We start from the raw sequence: 18,303 nt of genomic DNA, 5'->3' as shown, positions 1-18,303 counted from the left end.
CTCTTGTCCTCGGACCGCCCATGCTCGCACTCGCGATCTTCGTCGCCACGCTTGTCCTCGTCATCTGGCAGCCCCGGGGCCTTGGCATCGGATGGTCGGCGCTCGCCGGCGCCGCCGTCGCGCTGGTGACGGGCGTCGTCGGCTGGGGTGATGTCGGGACGGTCTGGGAGATCGTTTGGGACGCGACATTCACCTTCGTCGCGCTGATCGTCATCTCGCTTGTCCTCGACGAGGCCGGGTTCTTCGCCTGGGCGGCTCTGCACGTCGCCCGCTGGGGCGGAGGCAACGGACGGCGGCTGTTCCCACTCGTCGTCGTGCTGGGCGCGGCGATCGCCGCCATCTTCGCCAATGACGGGGCCGCGCTGCTCCTCACCCCGATCGTGCTCGCCATCCTCCTGCGCCTCGACGTCCCGCCAGCGGGGGCGCTCGCCTTCGTCGTCGCCTGCGGGTTCGTCGCCGACACGACCAGCCTGCCGCTCGTGGTGTCGAACCTCGTGAACATCGTCACCGCGAACTTCTTCGACGTGTCCTTCGGCCGCTACGCCGCGGTCATGGTGCCAGTGAACCTCGTCTCGCTGGCCGCGACGCTCCTCGTCCTGTGGGCCTATTTCCGGAAGGACATCCCGGCGACCTACGATGTGCGCCAGCTTGAGGCCCCCCGCAGCGCAATCCGCGACCCGGCCGTGTTCCGGACCGCGTTCCCGCTTCTTGGGCTCCTGCTCGTCGCCTACTTCGTGACGGGGCCGCTCGGCGTGCCAATAGCCTTCGTCACAGGTGCCGCCGCTCTCGTCCTCATGGCGGTCGCGGGACGGTGGTTCACCAGTGGGCACGGTGCGGTGGTCGACCTGCCGAACGTCCTGCGCGAGGCGCCGTGGCAGATCGTCCTGTTCTCGATCGGCATGTACCTCGTTGTCTACGGCCTCGGGAACGCCGGCCTGACTGACATCGCCGCAAACGTCCTGCGCTGGCTCGCCGATCGGGGCACGCTCGTTGCCACCGTCGGCACGGGGTTCGTAGTGGCGGTGCTCGCCTCCGTCATGAACAACATGCCCGCCACGCTCGTCGGGGCGCTTGCCATCGACCGGGCCGACGTGGCGCCCCTCACCCGCGAGCTCATGGTCTACGCCAACGTCGTCGGCAACGACCTCGGACCGAAGTTCACGCCGATCGGCTCGCTCGCGACCCTCCTGTGGCTCCACGTCCTCGCGGGCAAGGGGCAGCGGATCACCTGGGGCCAGTATATGAAAGTCGGTCTTGTCCTGACCCCGCCCGTGCTCTTGGCGACGCTCGCCGCCCTCTGGGTGTGGCTGCCGCTCGTCTCGTCGCGGTGAGCAGCCCGCGAGGCCCTTGGGCGGATATCGCCGCCCTCGGGGTCAGCCAGATCGTCGGCTACGGGACCCTCTACTACAGCTTCGGCATCCTCGCCCCCGCGATGGCGCAAGACATCGGGTGGCCGACCGAATGGGTGTTCGGCGCTCTCTCGGTCGCGCTGCTCGCGGGCGGGCTGGTCGCCCCTTGGACGGGGCGCTGGCTCGACCACTTCGGCGCCGGTCGCGTCATGGCCGCGGGCTCCGTCGCGGCCGCCGTTGCGCTGGTCGCCGCTGCCCTTGCTCCCGCTGCCCCCGCCTTCGTCCTCGCCCTCGTCGCCATCGAGGTCGCGTCCACCTTCGTCCAATACGGGGCGGCGTTCCCGCTGCTGGTCCAGCGTCACCCGGAGACGGCGCAGCGGAGCATCCTTACCCTCACCCTGATCGCCGGGTTCGCCTCGACCCTGTTCTGGCCCCTGACGACATGGCTTCACGGGACGATGTCGTGGCGGGAGGTCTATCTCGTCTTCGCGGCCATGAACCTCGCGGTCTGCCTCCCCATCCACCTGTGGCTGGCCCGTCGGCCGAAGGCCTCGGAGCTCCTGGTGGCCGGAATTGAACCTGTTGCCCCCGTCGCCCCGGCATGGGGCCTCGTGCCGCCGCATCTCCGGTCCCGGGCCTTCCTCCTGATGGGGGTCGCCTTCGCCTTCCAGAGCCTCGTGGTCTCGTCCGTTCTGGTCCACATGCTGCCGATCCTGTCCGCGCTTGGGCTGGGCCTCGCGGGCGTCATGGTCAGCGCCGTGTTCGGGCCGGCGCAGGTCGCGGGCCGCTTCACCCTCATGGTGTTCGGGCGGGACCTGTCACCGCTGGCGCTCGCGGTGATCTCCGCAGCCCTTCTGCCTGCCTCGCTGGTCCTCCTCGCGGCCACTGCGCCATCGCCCGTCGGGGCTGCCGTCTTCGCCGCCCTGTTCGGCCTCGGGAACGGCCTCTACAGCATCGTCGGAGGCACCCTGCCGCTCGCGCTCTTCGGGCCAGAGGGGTACGGCGCGTTGCAGGGGCGGGTCACGTCCATACGGCTGATCGTCGGGTCAGCGGCGCCGTTCGCCTTCGCTCTCGCGACGGACTGGATGGGCGTCGGCGGCGGCCTGCTGGTCACGGCGCTCCTCGGCTGCGGGGCGGTTGTTGCCTTTGCCTCCGTCAGACTCCTCGTCAAGGAAGCAGCCTGCGCACCCTCGAACGCGTCGACGGATGTCAGCTCTAACGCGTAACTGCTCCAGAGCGGACAGTCACCTTTCCACCTTCAAAGGCGATCGGCGTTGCGGAAACGGGGATGCTAAGGCGGTCCATCCTCCATCGTCCCATTCGAGACGACGGAGTCTCGTCGTGCGTCCTCCGAGGCTGCAATTCTCAAGCAGCGGTATACGCTCTGATCGCATAGACCAAAAGTCTGACAAGGCTTATTTGCCGTTCCTTTACCAGCAGTCGGAATCATTGGAACGCGATCTACCGATCGTTATGAACCCCTATGCCAAAGATCGGCTCACGCGACTCACGCTTGTATGAGACCGAGGATACGACCGTGCTGCAAGAGATCACCGAGACGCGCCTGATGCCCGCCGACATGAAGGCGCTCGATAAGCTTGTCGCACGCGTGGCAATCGCGCCAGACGGGACGATCCTGCGCACCAATGCCCCGTTTCTGGAACTCTTCGATTATCGCGCCTGGGACCTGGCGGGACGCAGCCGCACCATTCTCCTGCCTGAAGCGACAACGGATGGGGCCGTGGACGGCTGTGGAGGCGAGGACGCCGTGACGCGTGCGATCGAGCGTGGCGAGCCCTACACGGGCGAGGTGCGCCGCGTGCGCCGCGACGGCACGCCCTTCTGGGCCGAAGCCAGCTTCGTGCCCATCCACGATGGGAATGGCGCACTCCAGGAGATCGTCGTGTTCCTGCGCGACATCACCGCCAAGCGGCAGCGCTCGGCCGACGAAGGCGGCCAGATCGCTGCCATCAACACCTCACAGGCCGTCATCCACTTCGCCATGGACGGCACGATCTTGGATGCCAACGCGCTGTTTCTCCAAGCCACCGGCTACGATCTCACGGAAATCCAAGGCCGCCATCACCGCCTATTTGTGGACCCCGCCGAGGCCGCGAGCGAGGAATACGCCGCGTTCTGGAAGCGGCTGGCCGCCGGTCACCACGGCGAGGGCGAGTATCGTCGCCTTGCCAAGGACGGACGTCCGGTTTGGCTGCGCGCCACGTACAACCCGATCCTCGACGTCAACGGGCGCCCCTTCAAGGTGGTGAAGTACGCGACCGACGTCACGGCTGAGAAGCTGCGCCAGGCCGATCACGAAGGGCAGATCGCCGCGATCCACAAGTCGCAATGCGTGGTCAGCTTCGCTATGGACGGCACGATCACGGACGCCAATGACCACTTCCTTCGCGCAACCGGCTACCGGATGGAGGAGATCGAGGGGCGCCATCACCGCATGTTCGTCGATCCCTCCTACGCCCATTCGCTCGACTACGAGGTCTTCTGGAGCGACCTGTGCGAGGGGCACCATCGCGGCGGCGAGTTCAAGCGTCGCGCCAAGGACGGTTCGGAACTCTGGCTGCAAGCGACCTACAACCCGGTGTTCGACCAGGACGGGGTGCCGTTCAAGGTGGTGAAATATGCCACCGCCATCACCCGCGAAAAGCTGCGCCAGGCCGACCACCAGGGTCAGATCGCGGCGATCCATAAGTCGCAGGCCGTTGTGTCCTTCGCCCTCGACGGCACGATCCTCGACGCCAACGACAACTTCCTCCAGCTCACCGGCTACCGTCTGTCGGAAGTGCGCGGCCGGCATCACCGCATGTTCGTCTCAGCCGCCGAGCGTGAGAGTGCGGACTACGCCGCTTTCTGGACGGACTTGGCCGCCGGCAACCACAGAAGCGGCGAGTTCAAGCGTCTTTGCCGCGACGGGCGCGAGGTGTGGCTCCAGGCGAGCTACAACCCGATCTTCGACATGAACGGGCGCGTCTTCAAGATCGTCAAGACCGCGAGCGACGTGACGGCCGAGAAGTTGCGCCAGTCGGACCACGAGGGTCAGATCGCAGCGATCGCCAAGTCGCAATGCGTCGTATCGTTCACGATGGACGGCACGATCACGGACGCCAATGCAAACTTCCTCGAGGCCATGGGCTACACGCATAACGAGGTCGTGGGTCGTCACCACCGCATGTTCGTCGATCCCAGCATGGCCGAGAGCGACCAGTACCGTCAATTCTGGGAGGACCTTCGCCAGGGTCAGTTCTTGTCGTCGAAGTTCCGCCGCACCGCCAAGGACGGTCGCGAGGTCTGGATCCAGGCGAGCTACAACCCGATCCTCGACCTGAACGGTCAGCCCTTCAAGGTCGTGAAGATCGCGACCGACATCACCGCCGATGTGCAGCTCGCCGAAAACCTGACCCGGGCTCAGCGCGAGGTGGTGCAGGACCGCCTGACAGGGCTACCGAACCGCCTCGGCCTGTCGCGCTTCATGGACGAGGCTCTGGCCGAGCCGGACGGAACGCTCTCAGTCCTTTATCTCGATCTCGACCACTTCAAGCCGATCAACGACACTTTCGGACACCATGTCGGCGACCACGTGCTGCGCGAGATTGCGGCGCGTCTCAAGCTCACGTTGTCGGTCGATCAGATGGCAGCCCGGGTCGGAGGTGACGAGTTCGTCGTGGTGGCGCCGAACCTGTCGCGTGAGGCCGCAGCCGAGTTGGCTGGTCGGCTCATCGCGGCGGTCAGCGATCCGATCCGTCACGAGAAAACGAGCCTGACCGTTGGTCTGTCGATTGGCATCGCACAGGCGCCGGTGGACTCGGTGGACGCCGAGGAACTGCTGCGCCACGCCGACGTCGCGCTCTATCGTTCCAAGGGCAGCCATCGCGGCACCCACACGTTCTTCTCGGACGCCGTCTCGTCTGAGGAAACGGTGGCAAGCCGCCACCTAGCCCATGAGATGCAGTTCGGCATCAAGGCTGAGCAGTTCGAGCTCTTCTTCCGTCCCCGCTTCACCGCCGAGGACCGTGTGCTGGAAGCGGTCGAGGCTCAGATCGAGTGGAACCATCCCGAGCGCGGACGCATGACGGCGCCCGCCTTCATGCTGCTGGCGGAGTCGAGCGGTCTCGTGGTGCCGCTCGGCGACTGGGCGTTGCGCGCGGCCACCAAGGCAGCCGCCTCCTGGCCGCTCGTCACCGTATCGGTTCCCGTCTCCTCGGTGCAGATGCTGAGCGGCGACCTTCCGGGCTCCGTCGCTCTGGCCCTACGTGAGACGGGCCTTCCGGCCTCACGGCTCGAGCTACAGATCGCCAAGGGCTTCGGGCGCCTCGACCTAGACCGCATCCGCGCGGACCTCGCCACTTTGCGCGAGATGGGGGTGCGCGTCGTTGTCGAGGGCCAGGTCGTCGGCGAGGACCTGACAAGCGGGCGCGATGGCTGGCCTGTCGATCATGTCCTGATTGACGCCAAGACGCGCAGTGACTTGGAACGCATCGGGCACGCGAGCGTCGCGGAAATTGCGCGCCTGGAACGCACGCTGGGTCTTGGCCGAAACGGCGACAGCCAAGCGGACGATGACGATGCGATCCGCGACATCCTCACGCTTCGTCTTGATCGCAACGCCAAACTCGTGGCCTTCCTGTCAGCCGAGCCGCGTCCTGCGGACGCCATGCGCCGACTCCTCGCGAAGTCCCTTTGAGGCGCAGCCGGACCCATGCTGCTGCGGATTACGATACAACAGGCTCGGGTGGGCATGTTCGTCCACCGCGTCGACGGCAACTGGCTCGATAGTCCGTTCTGGACGCGCAGCTTCAAGCTGGCGCAGCCAAGGGACCTTGTTCGTCTGCGACAGAGTGCCATCACGAGCCTCGTGATCGATCTGTCGAAGGGGGTCGGTCCCTTGAAGGCCTCATCGGCGCTCGCACTTGGCGGGAGCCGGCGCGTCGCCGCACAGCGGGCCGCCCCCACATCCCGCCTCCCGACGTCGGAGGAGCGCGAGCTGCGCCGCGCGGCCGCCATGCTGCACCGGACCACGCGCAAACTGCGCACGCTGTTCGAGACGGTGGGGGCAGGCGACGGGCTCGACACAGCCGTTGTGCACGAGGTCGTCGCCGACATCGAGACGGCGGTGCGCGAGCGCCCGCGCGCGCTTCTGACCATGACGCGGCTGAAGTCGAAGGACGAGTATAGCTACCGCCACTCCGTCGCGGTCTGCGCGCTGGTCACGCACTTTGCTCGGTTCCTCAGCCTCGACGCACAGACCATCCAGAACCTCAGCATCGCGGCTCTTCTCCACGACATCGGCAAGATCACGATCCCGTCCGAGCTCCTGGGCAAGCCGGGTAAGCTGACGGGCGAAGAGATGGCGCTCATGCAAACCCATCCGCAGGCGAGCTACGACCTCCTCCAGGACGAGCGGGACCTGCCCGACTTAGTGCGCGATCTGTGCTTGCATCACCATGAGCGTATCGACGGTCGCGGCTATCCGTCCGGCCTAGCGGGCGCTGCCATCTCGCTGCCGCTGCGCATTCTATCGATCTGCGACGTCTACGACGCCGTGACTTCGATACGCCCTTACAAGGACCCTTGGTCGACCAAGACGGCGCTGGCCCGCATGTCGCGCTGGCACGGCCAGTTCGATCCGGTGCTGCTTCTGCGCTTCTTCCAAAGCATCGGCGTTGCCGAGCAGGACTTACGAAAAGCCGGCGCCGATCTCGGCCCCCGAGCTGCCTGACTAAAACGCGATCCCTCATTCAGTGGGTGCCATTCCACAACAACAACCGCGTCCTACGCGTCCGCTTTCTTTGCCAAGGTCACACGAAGCGGACCGTCGCCTTTCCACCCAAGCTCGTCACGAAGAAATTCGTTACGTCTTCCGCACGGGCGCCCGGTCGGGGCGGTTCACTCGTCCATGTAGCCGTCGTCCGCCGACCCCGCCTCCGGCCCCTCCATCGCCGCCAGGATGGCACGGTCTAGGCTTGCGCGGGCCGACTTCGGCAGCTTGGCGGCTTTGAGCCCCGCGGAGACCCGGCTCTCCATCGCGGCGCCCGCGAAGAAGGGGTACGGGGGAACACCTAGGCTCATCCTGGCTTGAAGGTCGGCGACCGATGCCGCGACGTCGAGCGCCGCGCACTCGGCCAGCCCTCCGGCCCCGCCCTTGGCCTTGGGCGACCGGTAGCAGGTCCGGACGGCATCCGCGGCCGCGCTGATCCCGCCCTCGCGATAGATAGCCCCGAAGCGCTCGACGCCGCGCGCAGCCCCTACCTTCGTAGCGCGATCGAGGTCGGGGCCGGCGACGGCGGCGGTGGACGACAGCGCGAGAATAGCGAAGAGGGATACGCGGGCGGCGTGGCGCATGGAGGCTCCTGTCTGGTGGAGCCGCCACCTTCGCACGGTGCCCCCTACCGCGAGTTGCCCGGATCGTTCGCATTGTCGCGACCCCGTCGCGGGCGGGATCGGCGTGACGGCCGCCACCACATCCGCGCTTGACGCCCGCGAGCACCGGCGACAGCCTGAAATGGATACCCCCGCGTCATCGCGCTGCCAGGCGCTCGGCGGGGGTCCATAGAGGCGAGAGAATCATGGCGTCCATGCTGGATGCCGTCAATCTATTGGCGGCACACGTTTGACTTGCGGGCTGGGACATACCCCAGCCTCCCCGACGCCCCACTCTGTCCAAATCGCGTGTCAACAATTTGGGTCCGCCTCGCTACCCGCGTCCGTCCGCGAGTTCGAGACGCGCTGGGAAGAGGAAGCCTGGGTCCGCGCCGTCGTAGCGGACTGCAAGCAGCCGTCTCGCGGCCCCCTGAAGCCCGGAGCGGAACTCTTCGTAGCCGCTGCTGCCAGCCGCCGCGACCTGATCCATCGGCGGCTTGCGATCGGCTTCCAGCACTTCGGCGGAGAGGTCGCGGGCGAGTACCGCGACGCCTTCATCGAACAGGGCTTGCGATCCGCCCGGCACCACGTCCTGCGCCGGCTCGTTCACGCGATCCCGCGGACGAGCAGGATGCAGGTTGGGCGCGACAAGGGCGCGGTCTGGTCCACCGACTCCAAGCTCCTCGGGCTGGACGAGCCATACGTTCACGTCAACGGCACCGTCCGCGCGGTCCTGCGGATCGACCTCGACCGCATCTTCGAATCGTGGGGCGACCTCTACCTCGCGGTCGAGGAACTGGCGCTGCCGTGCTTGCCGTCCGTCGTCGTCGGCCGCGAGGACGATAAGGGTCGCGTAAGGCGCCCGCACGTCCTGTTCTTTCTGCCCTACGGAGCCGGCGTCTGGTTCTCGGACGATCCGCGTTGCCGCCGGGACATCATGGACCTATGGCGCGGCGTGCTCGCCGGGATCACGCGCGCCTTCCTCCCGCTCGGCGCCGACCCCGGCGGCCTGTCGAACCCGACCAAGATCAAGAACCCCTTGAGCCCGTTCTGGGACATCCGGGTTTGGAACGAGACCGTGTTCCCGACCCTCGGAGAGTGGGCGGAATGGGTGGACACGTCCCGACGTCGACGCGACCTCGCCAAGGAGGCTGCGGCCGGCCTCTCCGGCATGACGAAGAAGGCGTCCAACGCGCTTTTCACGGATATTCAGGCGCTCGCCTTCGAGGCGTTGAGAACGTGGCACCGTGCCGGCGATGCCGACTACGTGCGCGCAATCCTGATGAAGGACCGCGATGCCATCGCCGAGCGGCTGTTCCGCGAGTTCGTCGGAGGGGCGAGTGCCAGCGCCGGGAATCCGAAGCAGGCTCAGGCGATTCTCTACCGGGTGACGACCTACGCAGCCGACCACTGGGACCCCTCGAAATGCTCGCTCCGGGCAGCTCGCGACGTCGGCGCTTGCGCCGAGGCGGTGGCGCAGCTCAACGGCACGTCCGCACGACAGGCGGTGGGTGCCCGCCACACCCATGCTACGCGCCGCAGCCGTTCGGCCGACGCGATCCGCGAGGCGATCGACGCGGCCCGCGCCGCTGGGGAGCCGGTCACCGTCTCAGGTATCGCGCGCTGCGTCGGCAAGGACCGCAAGACCGTCCGGGCGAACTGGCCTTCCGGTGAGCCTGCGGCCTGAGGGGTGGGGAGTATGGTCTATAGTAAAAAAGCAGGGATGGTTCTCGGTACCGGATCACACTCTTCCCGTCGAAAGCATTTCCCTCTCAACCGCCTGGGCTGCCTCGCCGTTGTGTCGTCTGCGCTGGGCCATCGACTGGCGTCCCACTCGGAGAGTGGTGGAAGGGCAAGGCGACGAGGCGCAACCACGTCCACTCGCGCTCAGCGCCGCCGTCGGCACCAGTGCAACGCTATCGAATCCTTCGATACGTACATTATCTGTCCGTTACGCCGATCCACCGCAAGTCCTAGGTTAAAATCTAGTTGTTCTGGATTGCGTCGCTTCGACTACGGCAAGGATTCAAGTTCAGTTCGACGCACTGGGCGTACTGTCAACAATTCCGCGCCAACGGATAAGTTCGTTACGGATCGAGGAAACTTCCCGCAGACACTAGGGGTGTTTGTCTGCGGGAAGTTTCATGCTCGATCTTCTTCATTTTCGATCGCTTACCCGGTTGACGCCCGTTTCGATCCACGCCACGTTTTGTGGAGAGACACATGACGGAGCGACAAACGATGAACGAGACCGACAACCTTCCCCCTGCCCGCCGCTGCGGGGCCATGCCGATCGGGGAGCGGGCGATGACGGATGCGGAGCGCTCCCGCCGCTACCGCCGTCGGCATTCCACCACCCGACTTCTCCGGCTTCCGGCCGAGCCCGCAGATCGTCTCACCGCTGAAGCTGATCGTCTGGGCGTCGAGGTTGGGGCGGTCCTCGCGCAGGCCCTGGCAGCGATGGACGGACGCTGCGGCGCGGCTTGAGGCTGCCGCTCCTCCGACTCCTCCACTCATGGGAGCGGTCGGATGAGGGGCAGCTACCGTCCCTTCGACAACCATCATAGGAGGCATTGATGGAAGCAGACTTCACGAAACCCGACGCGAGGACCGTGTGCGTGCTCCTGGCTACGGGCGCCTACGACGCGCTGTCCGAGTACGGCTTGGAATCCAAAGAGGACGCCTGGGACCTGCTCGACGACCACCAGCGCGTCGTCGTCCTTGCAGAGCAGCCGATGCTGTGGCTGGAAGGTTTCGAGCACGCCCGGACCGGGGTGCAGCTCGAGAACGTGCCGGGCGTGCCGTTGGGCTGGACGACCTACCTCTGGGCCGACAACGGTAACGTGGGCGCTTACTTTCGACACGTCGACGGATCGTTCGAAGATGCCGTTCAGTGCGAGTCGAAAAGACTGCTGAAGTCGCTCAACTACGAGCAGTACCTGACTGAGCCTGAGCGCGTTGCGTCGGACCTCTGGCGGTGGGTCGCGTCCCGACGCCGGGCAGCCTGACCACGGGCGGGCATTGTGCCCGCCCTTCTTCCGACCGCCGCGCAGCGCGACCGTCGGGAGAAGGGCAAAGCCTTCCAACACAGGACACATCAATGGCCATTCATAACGCGGGCGACACTACGTCGCCCCGAACGATTTCGCTCGAGTTCCTGACGCTCGTGACCGGAGAGACGCTGCGGATGGAGCGGACCGACGTGGAGGATCACGTCGTCGAGAAGCTGAAGCCGGTCGTCCTTGACGGAGGCGGACCGGTCCTCGGATGGGACGTCCGCATGGTCCCTTGCTGCGAGCCCGGAGGCGCGGCCTTCGAGATCTGGAGGGAGGATGTTTGGATTTCCTCCTGCTGTGTCGCCTGGAGCGAGGAGGCCGCCCCCGGGATGTGGCTGGTCACCCAGGCCTTGGCCGAGCCGGCGCTCGGCTCCGTTCCGACTGAAGCCCCCAGGGGGCTGCCCTGGCTCACCTCCGTCATGATGCCCGACGCCAGAAGGACCAGCTTTCTGTTCGTTCTCGGGGCTTCCGACCTCGAGCAGTCCCTCGCCTGGACGATCATTGAATGCGCCGACGAATTCGAGCGCAGCTCGCAGGCGCTACTCGAGAACCTGCCTTTCGCCGATCCCCAAGAGGCCGGCCGACGACATGCCGTTCGGCGAAACTAAGGCTGAGGCGCTGGCGGCGTTCGCGTCAAACCACGGAGATCGCTGACATGCAGTCGATCATCGAGATCACGGTCGAGCACCTCGAACGGAGCGGCCCAGCCTGGGGCGCGCCGCTTCACACCTCGAATTCCGATGAGCCGCGCACCGCGGCTATCGGCCTCTTCCCTTCCGGGGGGCTCGAACTCCTGCCGGACATCACGGACCCCTACAGCCCTGCACAGGGCGGGTTCGCGAAGGCGCTTATTCCGCTCTACGGCGGCATTCGCCGCGATGCCTTGGTTGCGCTCCTCCGCCGCCTCGTGCCCGATCTTGGGACGATCCTCGACGGTGCGGAGGACGGCGCCTTCACCAAGGAGGCCTTGGAACTCCTGGAGAACATCAGGACCGAAGCGGGAAGGCGTGGGTTCGGCGAGGACGGCGCCGCCAGCATCGAGCACTTCCACTACTACGTCGGAGATACGGTGAGCGACCTCGGCATCGCGCCGGACACGACCGATGATGACCTCGCCCGGATCGAGGCCACGCTCAGGGCCAATGCCATCGCGCAGGAGGTCATGCTTGTGGGCAACGTCCGCGCCTTCCTGCGGGAGGTCCGGGAGAACGCTGCCGAGATCGAGAACGCCTGACGATCTGGGCGGGCACCCAGCCCGCCCCTCTCCCGGCTGCCGCGCAGCGCGACGGCTCGGAGAGGGACGGCCAGAACCCTCGAACCAGCCACAAGGAGGCACACTATGGGCATCAAGAAGGTCGTCGGCGGACTGCGCTACGACACGACCAAGGCCGAGGCAGTCTGCCGCTACGAACGCGGCTACCCCCGCGACTTCGAGTACGAGGACACCACGCTCTACCGCACGTCCGGAGGCCGCTTCTTCCTCGCTGGGGAAGGTGGCGCGCGGTCCCGATGGGCCGAGCGGGTGAGTGGCGGCCTACAGGGCGGCGAAGGCCTGATCCCCATCACCGTCGAGGGGGCCCGTGAGTTCGCGGAGCAGCATGCCGACGCCGAGACGGTGGAGCGGTTCTTCGCGGTCGAGGGCGCCTGACGATCCGGGCGGGCACCATGCCCGCCCTTCTCCCGGCCGCCGCGCATTGCGACGGCCCGGAGAGGGACGGCCAAGACGGCACCACTCGCACCCCGACAAGAGGCAGCATGGACGAGCAGCAGACCACCATCACCCAGGTCCACGACCTAAGGCAGGCCATCCGGGACGGCATCGCGTCCGGGGCCATCAACGCCCGCAACGACGCGCCCACCATCCGCGAATTCTACCGCGTCTCCGCCGAGATCACCGACGAGGAGATCGACGCGGCGCATGTCGCGGAACTGCACAGCGAGTTCGCTCCTGTCCTGCTCCTGACGCTCGGCGGCACGGTGCACGTCCAGTCGGACCAATTCGACGACGAGGACGCGATCGCCGATGCCGCGCGCCAGCTCTCGGAGATCGGAGGGGAGCCAGTCACCGTCGAACGGGTGCCCGACCGCCAGCGCCAGGAGGGTGATTTCGTGGCCGTGCGGATGCCCGAGGGCACCTACGAGGCTCATGACCATGACCTCGTAGCGCGCTTCGGCATTGAGGTCGGGACCTACCGCCAGCGATCCGCTGCCGAAGCCGCCGCCTGACGACGACCCCGGCGGGCCACAGCCCGCCGCCTTCCACCAAGCCGCCGGTCATCGGCCCGGCGGCTTGGTGGGGAGCGGTTCCCCGGAGAGACCCATGGAAAAGACGATCGAGAAGGTAGCGGCAGCATACGCGTTGTCCGCGCACGATGACGTGCATGCCAACGGACGAACCTACGTCAACGACCGCTTCTCGTCGGTCGAGGAGTTCGTCCAGTTCGAGTTCGACGGTGATGCATCCGACGAAGCCGACAAGCTCGCGGCCCGCTTCGGCGTGTCGCGGGAGGAGGCCCGACAGGCATTGGAAGCGGCTATCGCCGACGTCGACCTTGGCTACGTGAACGCAGCTTGGCGCGAGGAGTGGCTCGACACGACCGCCTCGGAAATGGCCGGGCGCGATGCCGAGGAATGGGTTTCGGCTTGCTACGACGAAGAGGGCTTCGACCCCTCCAACGCCGCGTACTGTGAGGACGAGACGTACCAGCCCGAACTCCGCGCGGCCTTGGCCGAGGCGGGCTTCCTCTCGGAACTGACCCCCGCAGATGCGGCGCTCTACGAGGACACCTTCCAGGCGCGCGTGAACGTCCTGGTGGCCCAGCGCGACAGAGAGGCCGTCGAGGCCGCGGTAGGGTCGATGGCATCGGAACATGTCGAACGGCTGTACGCCCTCATGTTCGAGGAGGTCGGGGACGAAGCACCAGGTGCCGGGAAGCGGCTGAACGAGTTTGTGCTCGCCGGCATCTTCCACGAGGTGATCGAGGCGGCCTTGGAGGCGCGCTAGGCGCCGGCGGGCTACGGCCCGCCGCTCCCCACCAAGCCGCCGCGACGACCGCGGCGGCTTGGTGGGGAGCGGTTCCCCGGAGAGACCCTTATGGACATCGAGAGAGATTTGACGCCCTCGGGCGAGGGCGAGCGGCCGCCCTATGCCGACAAGTGGGACAGCCTGTCCGACTGGATGCGCGTGAACCTGCGCTCCCGGGACGCGCGCTACTGGTCGGACGCGTACCCCCACACGATGACCGGCATCGCCGTCGAGCACGTCGCCGGCGTGCCGCGCGGCTGGACCGTCCACCTGTGCGTGGACGACGGCGAGGCGGTCGCGATGTTCTACCCGCCCGCCGGGCAGCCGGGCACGGTGTCGGTCGTCAGCCGGGCCGACGACATCGCGGCGAAGATGGACCTCTACCGTCGCTACCTCTGGGAGCCGCGCGACCTCGCCGCCGACATGTGGGAGCAGGGCGAGCAGGAGGCGGCACGATGACGAAGCCGGCAGACCTCCTCAGGTACATCGACCGCCCCGGCTACGAGCGCGCCTGCGCCGAAGCCGGAACCGTGCCGCTGCCCGACCACGAGACCGCCCGGCTGGCCGAGACCGGGTACGAGCGACTGGCGGATCTCGCGTCCGCCGGCGCCCCGATGGCTGCGAGGGCGGCCCTCGCCACGCACCTCCGCCGGGGCTGGTCGCTCCACAGCGGCCAGGCGGAGACGACCCCGGTCGGGACGCCGCTTCTCGAAGGGGTGATGTGATGACTGACGACCAACTCGACGCCGTCATCCGCCAAGCGCTGGCCATCCGCTACGGCCAGGCGCCCGTCCATGCCGCGGCAGCCGCCGTCGCCCTCGGCGTCGCGGTGCGCACCGACCTCCGTCTCACGCACTGGACGCACGAGACCGGCGGCGAGTGGAGCGCCGCGATGGTCGGTGCCGCCGACCCGCGCGAGGCCGACGCGGACGACGACGGCTCCGGCCGCGAGCGGCCGAGGCTGCTCCTCACCGTTGCACCAACGACGAGCGGCTGGCGGGCGACGGTGGAGAAGGGTCTGGCCGTCGTTCCGGGCGGCGACATGCCGCCTCTGGCCGACGCGATCGAGGACACGATCGGCGCCGCGATGGCGCGGGCCGCGCGCGATGCCTGGATGCTCGTCCATCGCGATCCGGCGCTCGCCGCAGGAGGATGCTCATGACCACGTACTCCGATCTGCGGAAATCGCTCTGGCAGGAGATGCGCGAAGCCGAGGACGCGTATCTCAAGCTGCGCGACGAGGCCGGAGCCTCGGACGACGACCTCGCGCTCGGGCGGCGTTGCCACGAGGCCATCACCGTCGCATGGAGACTGGCGGGAATCCTCGCCGACGAAGTCTGACCTGGACGCCCGAACGGCCGCGCCGCACGCTGGTCTCTCGACCACCAAGGAGGCCCCCCATGCTGCCGATCGTCCTGACCAACGCCCTCCACCGCCGCCCCTGGACGCGGCGCCTCGTCCTCGCCGCGGGCTACCTCGGCGGGACCGTCGCGCTCGCCTACGGCGGCCTCCTGTTCTGGACGGGCAGCATGAATGACGCGATGGAGTCTGGCTGGTGGATGGTCGGCGGGATCGCCGCGTGGCACTACACCGCGGAGGCCCAGACCCTATCCCAGCGCGAGCGCAGGGCCGCGTTGCCTGCTGTCAGCAAGCCCGATCCGATCGAATCCTAAGCCGCCTGGACGCCGTTCCGTAACGCCTCTACGGCATCCTCGGTCGCGGGCGCCGATGCCCAAGCGCGAGCGTCGCCGACACGTCGGCGAGGCAGCTACCCCCGGCCGGGATGCCGCTGGTCGAGGCCGGAACGGCCGCCGGGGCGGCCAGCAGATCGAGGAAACGACCATGGGACAGGCAGCCATCCAGATCACCGCAGGCATCCGCAGCCGCTGGGTCCGCGCGCTGGCGGTCATGGGGCTGATGGCCCTGCCGCCCGTCATGCTCCTGAGCGCCCCCGTCGTGGTCTACGCCGTCTGGAAGGCCCTCTACGGCTAAGGCCGGCAGGGTTCGCCGGGAACGACGAAGGGCGCCCGCATGGGGCGCCCTTTCGCATGTCTGCCGCGTCCTCGAGCACCTAGGCCGCCGCTCCGGGGCCGCCGGCCGCCGTCGCCGCAGCCTTCGCCCCGAGCTTCATCCCGGCCTTCGCGCCGTGCCCGCCGTCCTCTGACCCGCCGCCCGTCCTGCCGGACCCTCCGCCGCCCGGCTTCGGAACGTGGCGGGCGCCGCCCGTGACCCCGGCGACGACCGTGTTCCCGGCGTCGTCGTCGCCCCACGACGAGGCGCTGTAGCCGATGAACTCGGCGACCTTGGCGGGCATCTGCGTGACCATCCGGTACGACCACTGGATGATGGACCACTGGACGTAGAGCATCACGACGACGGACACGATCACCCCGACCGCCCCGATCGTCTGGCCCGCCTGCGAGGACTTGAAGGCGGCGTTGTAGCCTTCCAGGAAGGCGTTGAGGATCACCGCGTTCATCATGTGCATGGCGACGAAGGCGCCGACGGTCACGATCGGTCGGAGCATCACGCCGACCAGCAGGGAGACGTAGCCCTGACGCTGCGCCTGTCCGACGAGCTCCGGCTCGTCCAGCCTCACGTGTAGGAAAGCCCATATCGGAACCGCGATCGCCGATTTCACGACCTCCCACGCCCATGCGGCCAGCGCGAACGTCATGTAGATGAACGGGACGAGCGGCACGAGGTAGCAGAGCATCGCCCCGACGACGACGGCGCCCGCGATCAGCGGCCAGCCAGCCAGCATCACGAAGTCGAGCAGGCCGCCGCCGATCCCGCCGAACACCGCGCTGCCGCTATAGGCGACAAGCGCCGTGGCCCAGGCTGCCTGCCCAGACACGAGCAGCAGGGACCCGAGCGACATCAGGTCCCCCATGGGATCGACGCGCACGCCGTCGTACCCCGTCAGGTAGTCGGTGACGGGCAGTGTGATCGACTCCACGACCGCCGACAGGAGGTTGCTTCCCTGCGCCGCGTCCCCCGTCAGCGCCTCGCTCGTCGAGAGGGCGGCGAGCGCGGTTCCACGCCGTAGCTGGCCGTCCAACGTCGCAAGGGCAGTTCCGACCGCCCCGTCCAGCGTCTCCCACGCCGCAGGGTCCGGCTTGGTGCGTTCCGCGCGTTCGGCGACGGCCTCGGCGGACACGAGCGACGAGTGCGCCAAGGTCCGGTAGTAGCTCCCAAGCGCGTACCAGCCCCGCTCCTCGATGTCCCGGAGGACGAGCGTGCGCATGTCGCCGTCGTCGCCGTTCGAGAGCTTGGCGGCCACCGCCGACAGGCCCCGGTCGTAGCGCTCGCCGGCCTCGCGCAGCGCGGCATCGACGCCCTCTCGAAGGTAGCCGAGCCGCGCGTAGGCCGTCTCCGCGTCCGGCCCCGCGACATGGGTCTCGGACAGCGTCTTGACCGCCTCCGCGAGCCGCGGAATCCACGCCATCGCGCGGGCCTCCGAGATTACCGCGGCGACCGCCGCACGCCGCGCGTGACCGAACTCTCCGGCGCCGAACGCGTCCGCCGTCGACAGCGACAGCGACCCGCAGGCCGGACCCCACGACCACGCGTAGCCCGTCACCCGCGCGGGCTGGTCCTCGCCCCACGGGAACCAGCTTGCACGAGCCGGCGAGACGACATCCATGCCGGCCGGCGGGGGCAGCACCGCCGCCCCGTCGCCCTCGATCATCTGGTTCGCCCGCGCGGCGGCATAGGCCTGCGCGCAGACCTCGGACTCGATCACCGCGAGCACGACGTCCCGGCCGTTCGCCGACACGGGCGAGAGCGGATGCCCGTCGCGCAGCACGTACTCCGCCGCGCCGGCGGCGGCCGCGTTCGCCATGTTGAGGCCCGGCCGCGCGAACCCGTCCCGCAGCACGTAGTGGACGACGGACAGGCCGCCCGCGACCGGCACGAGGCACCCGAGGCCCAGGACGACGCGGATCATCGCCGCCGCACCCGACTGGCGCTCGGACAGCGCCTCGCCGCGCTCGGCCGCGCGCAGGACCATGGACAGCAGGGCGTAGGAGAGAACGCCGCAGGCGACGACGAGCAGGCCGGCCGAGAGGTAGCGGACGACGGTCGCGAACGCCGTGGTGTCCGACGACAGCGGCAGGATGGTGGTGACGATCCGCCACCCCACGTCCGTCGCGGGCGGTTCCTTCAGGAGGTCAGCCGGGCTCACTGTCCCGCCCCCTCGAACTCGGGCACGGGACCTCTCGCCATGTCGGCGAACAAGGCCGCGTCCCGCGGCTGCATCCGACCAACCAGCGCCGACAGAATCCAGTCCGGCGCAGTGCCGTCGCGCAGCGCCGCGAGCAAGGCGCCGCCGAGGACGACCTTGCGCCTCGTGTCGTCGCGGCGGCGAGCTTCCCGGAGCGCGGTGTCCGCGCTGGCGAGGGCCGCTTCGAGGCGCGCCTTCTTCTGCGCGAGCCGGTTGAGGTCGAGTGCCATGCGGTGTCCTCCCGTTCGTGCCGATCGACTCATCGCCGCCGGC

22 protein-coding genes are annotated in these 18,303 nt (G+C 68.0%); 18 read left to right on the top strand and 4 right to left on the bottom strand.

The features are described from left to right. The first annotated feature begins 20 nt into the window (after positions 1–20). The 4 genes from ACLNGM_RS07260 (at position 21) to ACLNGM_RS07245 (ending at position 7,083) form a co-directional block, all read left to right on the top strand. On the top strand, positions 21–1,331 hold the full coding sequence (locus tag ACLNGM_RS07260; RefSeq protein WP_416357772.1) for an arsenic transporter: 1,311 nt from the start codon (positions 21–23) through the stop codon (positions 1,329–1,331). Beyond that, the gene (gene arsK, locus ACLNGM_RS07255) at positions 1,328–2,575 is read left to right on the top strand and encodes an arsenite efflux MFS transporter ArsK (RefSeq protein ID WP_244498137.1); all 1,248 of its coding nucleotides are present in this window, start codon (positions 1,328–1,330) and stop codon (positions 2,573–2,575) included. The genes ACLNGM_RS07260 and arsK overlap by 4 nt, the downstream gene beginning before the upstream one ends. A gap of 311 nt (positions 2,576–2,886) precedes the next feature. Next, on the top strand, positions 2,887–6,048 hold the full coding sequence (locus tag ACLNGM_RS07250) for a PAS domain S-box protein (RefSeq protein WP_416357771.1): 3,162 nt from the start codon (positions 2,887–2,889) through the stop codon (positions 6,046–6,048). A 54-nt stretch (positions 6,049–6,102) separates the two neighbouring features. Continuing rightward, positions 6,103–7,083, top strand: coding sequence for an HD-GYP domain-containing protein (locus ACLNGM_RS07245; protein WP_019994466.1), 981 nt, complete (start codon positions 6,103–6,105; stop codon positions 7,081–7,083). Between the two features lie 167 nt (positions 7,084–7,250). Here the strand turns inward: ACLNGM_RS07245 and ACLNGM_RS07240 are convergent, their stop codons facing one another. Then, positions 7,251–7,706: a hypothetical protein gene (locus ACLNGM_RS07240; RefSeq protein ID WP_019996291.1), complete on the bottom strand. Its 456-nt coding sequence runs from the start codon at positions 7,704–7,706 to the stop codon at positions 7,251–7,253. 352 nt (positions 7,707–8,058) lie between these two features. After that, positions 8,059–8,334: a hypothetical protein gene (locus tag ACLNGM_RS07235; RefSeq protein WP_019996290.1), complete on the bottom strand. Its 276-nt coding sequence runs from the start codon at positions 8,332–8,334 to the stop codon at positions 8,059–8,061. A gap of 21 nt (positions 8,335–8,355) precedes the next feature. Between ACLNGM_RS07235 and ACLNGM_RS07230 the strand changes: the two genes are divergently transcribed. From ACLNGM_RS07230 to ACLNGM_RS07165, 14 genes are all read left to right on the top strand, one after another. After that, a complete protein-coding gene (locus ACLNGM_RS07230; RefSeq protein WP_019996289.1) occupies positions 8,356–9,411 on the top strand; it encodes a hypothetical protein in 1,056 nt (351 codons plus the stop codon). Positions 9,412–9,965: 554 nt separating this feature from the next. Beyond that, entirely contained in the window at positions 9,966–10,211 is a 246-nt protein-coding gene (locus ACLNGM_RS07225) for a hypothetical protein (RefSeq protein WP_188911597.1), read from the top strand. Positions 10,212–10,300: 89 nt separating this feature from the next. Then, a complete protein-coding gene (locus ACLNGM_RS07220) occupies positions 10,301–10,732 on the top strand; it encodes a hypothetical protein (RefSeq protein WP_019996287.1) in 432 nt (143 codons plus the stop codon). Between the two features lie 179 nt (positions 10,733–10,911). Next, positions 10,912–11,388: a hypothetical protein gene (locus tag ACLNGM_RS07215; RefSeq protein WP_416357770.1), complete on the top strand. Its 477-nt coding sequence runs from the start codon at positions 10,912–10,914 to the stop codon at positions 11,386–11,388. Between the two features lie 47 nt (positions 11,389–11,435). Next, positions 11,436–12,014: a hypothetical protein gene (locus tag ACLNGM_RS07210; RefSeq protein ID WP_019996285.1), complete on the top strand. Its 579-nt coding sequence runs from the start codon at positions 11,436–11,438 to the stop codon at positions 12,012–12,014. 105 nt (positions 12,015–12,119) lie between these two features. Then, positions 12,120–12,428: a hypothetical protein gene (locus tag ACLNGM_RS07205; protein WP_019996284.1), complete on the top strand. Its 309-nt coding sequence runs from the start codon at positions 12,120–12,122 to the stop codon at positions 12,426–12,428. Between the two features lie 107 nt (positions 12,429–12,535). After that, positions 12,536–13,006, top strand: a complete 471-nt coding sequence (locus ACLNGM_RS07200; RefSeq protein WP_019996283.1) for a hypothetical protein — start codon at positions 12,536–12,538, stop codon at positions 13,004–13,006. A gap of 94 nt (positions 13,007–13,100) precedes the next feature. Then, positions 13,101–13,784 carry a hypothetical protein gene (locus tag ACLNGM_RS07195; protein ID WP_019996282.1) on the top strand — a complete coding sequence of 228 codons (684 nt, stop codon included), beginning with the start codon at positions 13,101–13,103 and terminating at the stop codon, positions 13,782–13,784. A gap of 90 nt (positions 13,785–13,874) precedes the next feature. Beyond that, positions 13,875–14,264, top strand: coding sequence for a hypothetical protein (locus tag ACLNGM_RS07190; RefSeq protein WP_019996281.1), 390 nt, complete (start codon positions 13,875–13,877; stop codon positions 14,262–14,264). Beyond that, a complete protein-coding gene (locus ACLNGM_RS07185; RefSeq protein ID WP_019996280.1) occupies positions 14,261–14,530 on the top strand; it encodes a hypothetical protein in 270 nt (89 codons plus the stop codon). The genes ACLNGM_RS07190 and ACLNGM_RS07185 overlap by 4 nt, the downstream gene beginning before the upstream one ends. Further along, positions 14,530–14,967 (top strand): hypothetical protein, encoded by a 438-nt coding sequence (locus ACLNGM_RS07180; RefSeq protein ID WP_019996279.1) that lies wholly within the window; start codon positions 14,530–14,532, stop codon positions 14,965–14,967. Before ACLNGM_RS07185 ends, ACLNGM_RS07180 begins: the two co-directional genes overlap by 1 nt. Further along, complete coding sequence (locus ACLNGM_RS07175; protein ID WP_019996278.1) at positions 14,964–15,146, top strand: hypothetical protein; 183 nt, start codon at positions 14,964–14,966, stop codon at positions 15,144–15,146. Before ACLNGM_RS07180 ends, ACLNGM_RS07175 begins: the two co-directional genes overlap by 4 nt. Before the next feature lie 59 nt (positions 15,147–15,205). Beyond that, positions 15,206–15,478 (top strand): hypothetical protein, encoded by a 273-nt coding sequence (locus ACLNGM_RS07170; protein WP_019996277.1) that lies wholly within the window; start codon positions 15,206–15,208, stop codon positions 15,476–15,478. Positions 15,479–15,647: 169 nt separating this feature from the next. Next, positions 15,648–15,797, top strand: a complete 150-nt coding sequence (locus tag ACLNGM_RS07165; RefSeq protein WP_019996276.1) for a hypothetical protein — start codon at positions 15,648–15,650, stop codon at positions 15,795–15,797. A gap of 79 nt (positions 15,798–15,876) precedes the next feature. Here ACLNGM_RS07165 and ACLNGM_RS07160 read toward each other — a convergent pair whose 3' ends face one another. Both ACLNGM_RS07160 and ACLNGM_RS07155 read right to left on the bottom strand, forming a co-directional pair. Beyond that, the gene (locus tag ACLNGM_RS07160; protein ID WP_019996275.1) at positions 15,877–17,991 is read right to left on the bottom strand and encodes a DotA/TraY family protein; all 2,115 of its coding nucleotides are present in this window, start codon (positions 17,989–17,991) and stop codon (positions 15,877–15,879) included. Next, positions 17,988–18,260 carry a hypothetical protein gene (locus ACLNGM_RS07155; protein WP_019996274.1) on the bottom strand — a complete coding sequence of 91 codons (273 nt, stop codon included), beginning with the start codon at positions 18,258–18,260 and terminating at the stop codon, positions 17,988–17,990. Before ACLNGM_RS07155 ends, ACLNGM_RS07160 begins: the two co-directional genes overlap by 4 nt. Positions 18,261–18,303 lie beyond the last annotated feature (43 nt).

It is taken from the genome of Aureimonas phyllosphaerae (assembly GCF_047943035.1).
In the GTDB taxonomy this organism is placed as follows: Bacteria; Pseudomonadota; Alphaproteobacteria; order Rhizobiales; family Rhizobiaceae; genus Aureimonas; species Aureimonas phyllosphaerae.
The sequence above is the reverse complement of the archived record's forward strand: the minus strand, read 5'-3'. Positions and strand labels throughout refer to the sequence as shown.

What these genes read in the sequence shown, in the direction of transcription:
- ACLNGM_RS07215 (WP_416357770.1), top strand. Translation starts at nt 10,912, where the DNA reads ATGGAGCGGACCGACGTGGAGGATCACGTCGTCGAGAAGCTGAAGCCG.
- ACLNGM_RS07195 (WP_019996282.1), top strand. Translation starts at nt 13,101, where the DNA reads ATGGAAAAGACGATCGAGAAGGTAGCGGCAGCATACGCGTTGTCCGCG.
- ACLNGM_RS07175 (WP_019996278.1), top strand. Translation starts at nt 14,964, where the DNA reads ATGACCACGTACTCCGATCTGCGGAAATCGCTCTGGCAGGAGATGCGC.
- ACLNGM_RS07225 (WP_188911597.1), top strand. Translation starts at nt 9,966, where the DNA reads ATGAACGAGACCGACAACCTTCCCCCTGCCCGCCGCTGCGGGGCCATG.
- ACLNGM_RS07165 (WP_019996276.1), top strand. Translation starts at nt 15,648, where the DNA reads ATGGGACAGGCAGCCATCCAGATCACCGCAGGCATCCGCAGCCGCTGG.
- ACLNGM_RS07260 (WP_416357772.1), top strand. Translation starts at nt 21, where the DNA reads ATGCTCGCACTCGCGATCTTCGTCGCCACGCTTGTCCTCGTCATCTGG.
- ACLNGM_RS07155 (WP_019996274.1), bottom strand. Translation starts at nt 18,260, where the DNA reads ATGGCACTCGACCTCAACCGGCTCGCGCAGAAGAAGGCGCGCCTCGAA.
- ACLNGM_RS07230 (WP_019996289.1), top strand. Translation starts at nt 8,356, where the DNA reads ATGCAGGTTGGGCGCGACAAGGGCGCGGTCTGGTCCACCGACTCCAAG.
- ACLNGM_RS07185 (WP_019996280.1), top strand. Translation starts at nt 14,261, where the DNA reads ATGACGAAGCCGGCAGACCTCCTCAGGTACATCGACCGCCCCGGCTAC.
- ACLNGM_RS07245 (WP_019994466.1), top strand. Translation starts at nt 6,103, where the DNA reads ATGTTCGTCCACCGCGTCGACGGCAACTGGCTCGATAGTCCGTTCTGG.
- ACLNGM_RS07180 (WP_019996279.1), top strand. Translation starts at nt 14,530, where the DNA reads ATGACTGACGACCAACTCGACGCCGTCATCCGCCAAGCGCTGGCCATC.
- ACLNGM_RS07190 (WP_019996281.1), top strand. Translation starts at nt 13,875, where the DNA reads ATGGACATCGAGAGAGATTTGACGCCCTCGGGCGAGGGCGAGCGGCCG.
- ACLNGM_RS07240 (WP_019996291.1), bottom strand. Translation starts at nt 7,706, where the DNA reads ATGCGCCACGCCGCCCGCGTATCCCTCTTCGCTATTCTCGCGCTGTCG.
- ACLNGM_RS07220 (WP_019996287.1), top strand. Translation starts at nt 10,301, where the DNA reads ATGGAAGCAGACTTCACGAAACCCGACGCGAGGACCGTGTGCGTGCTC.
- ACLNGM_RS07205 (WP_019996284.1), top strand. Translation starts at nt 12,120, where the DNA reads ATGGGCATCAAGAAGGTCGTCGGCGGACTGCGCTACGACACGACCAAG.
- ACLNGM_RS07200 (WP_019996283.1), top strand. Translation starts at nt 12,536, where the DNA reads ATGGACGAGCAGCAGACCACCATCACCCAGGTCCACGACCTAAGGCAG.
- ACLNGM_RS07170 (WP_019996277.1), top strand. Translation starts at nt 15,206, where the DNA reads ATGCTGCCGATCGTCCTGACCAACGCCCTCCACCGCCGCCCCTGGACG.
- ACLNGM_RS07210 (WP_019996285.1), top strand. Translation starts at nt 11,436, where the DNA reads ATGCAGTCGATCATCGAGATCACGGTCGAGCACCTCGAACGGAGCGGC.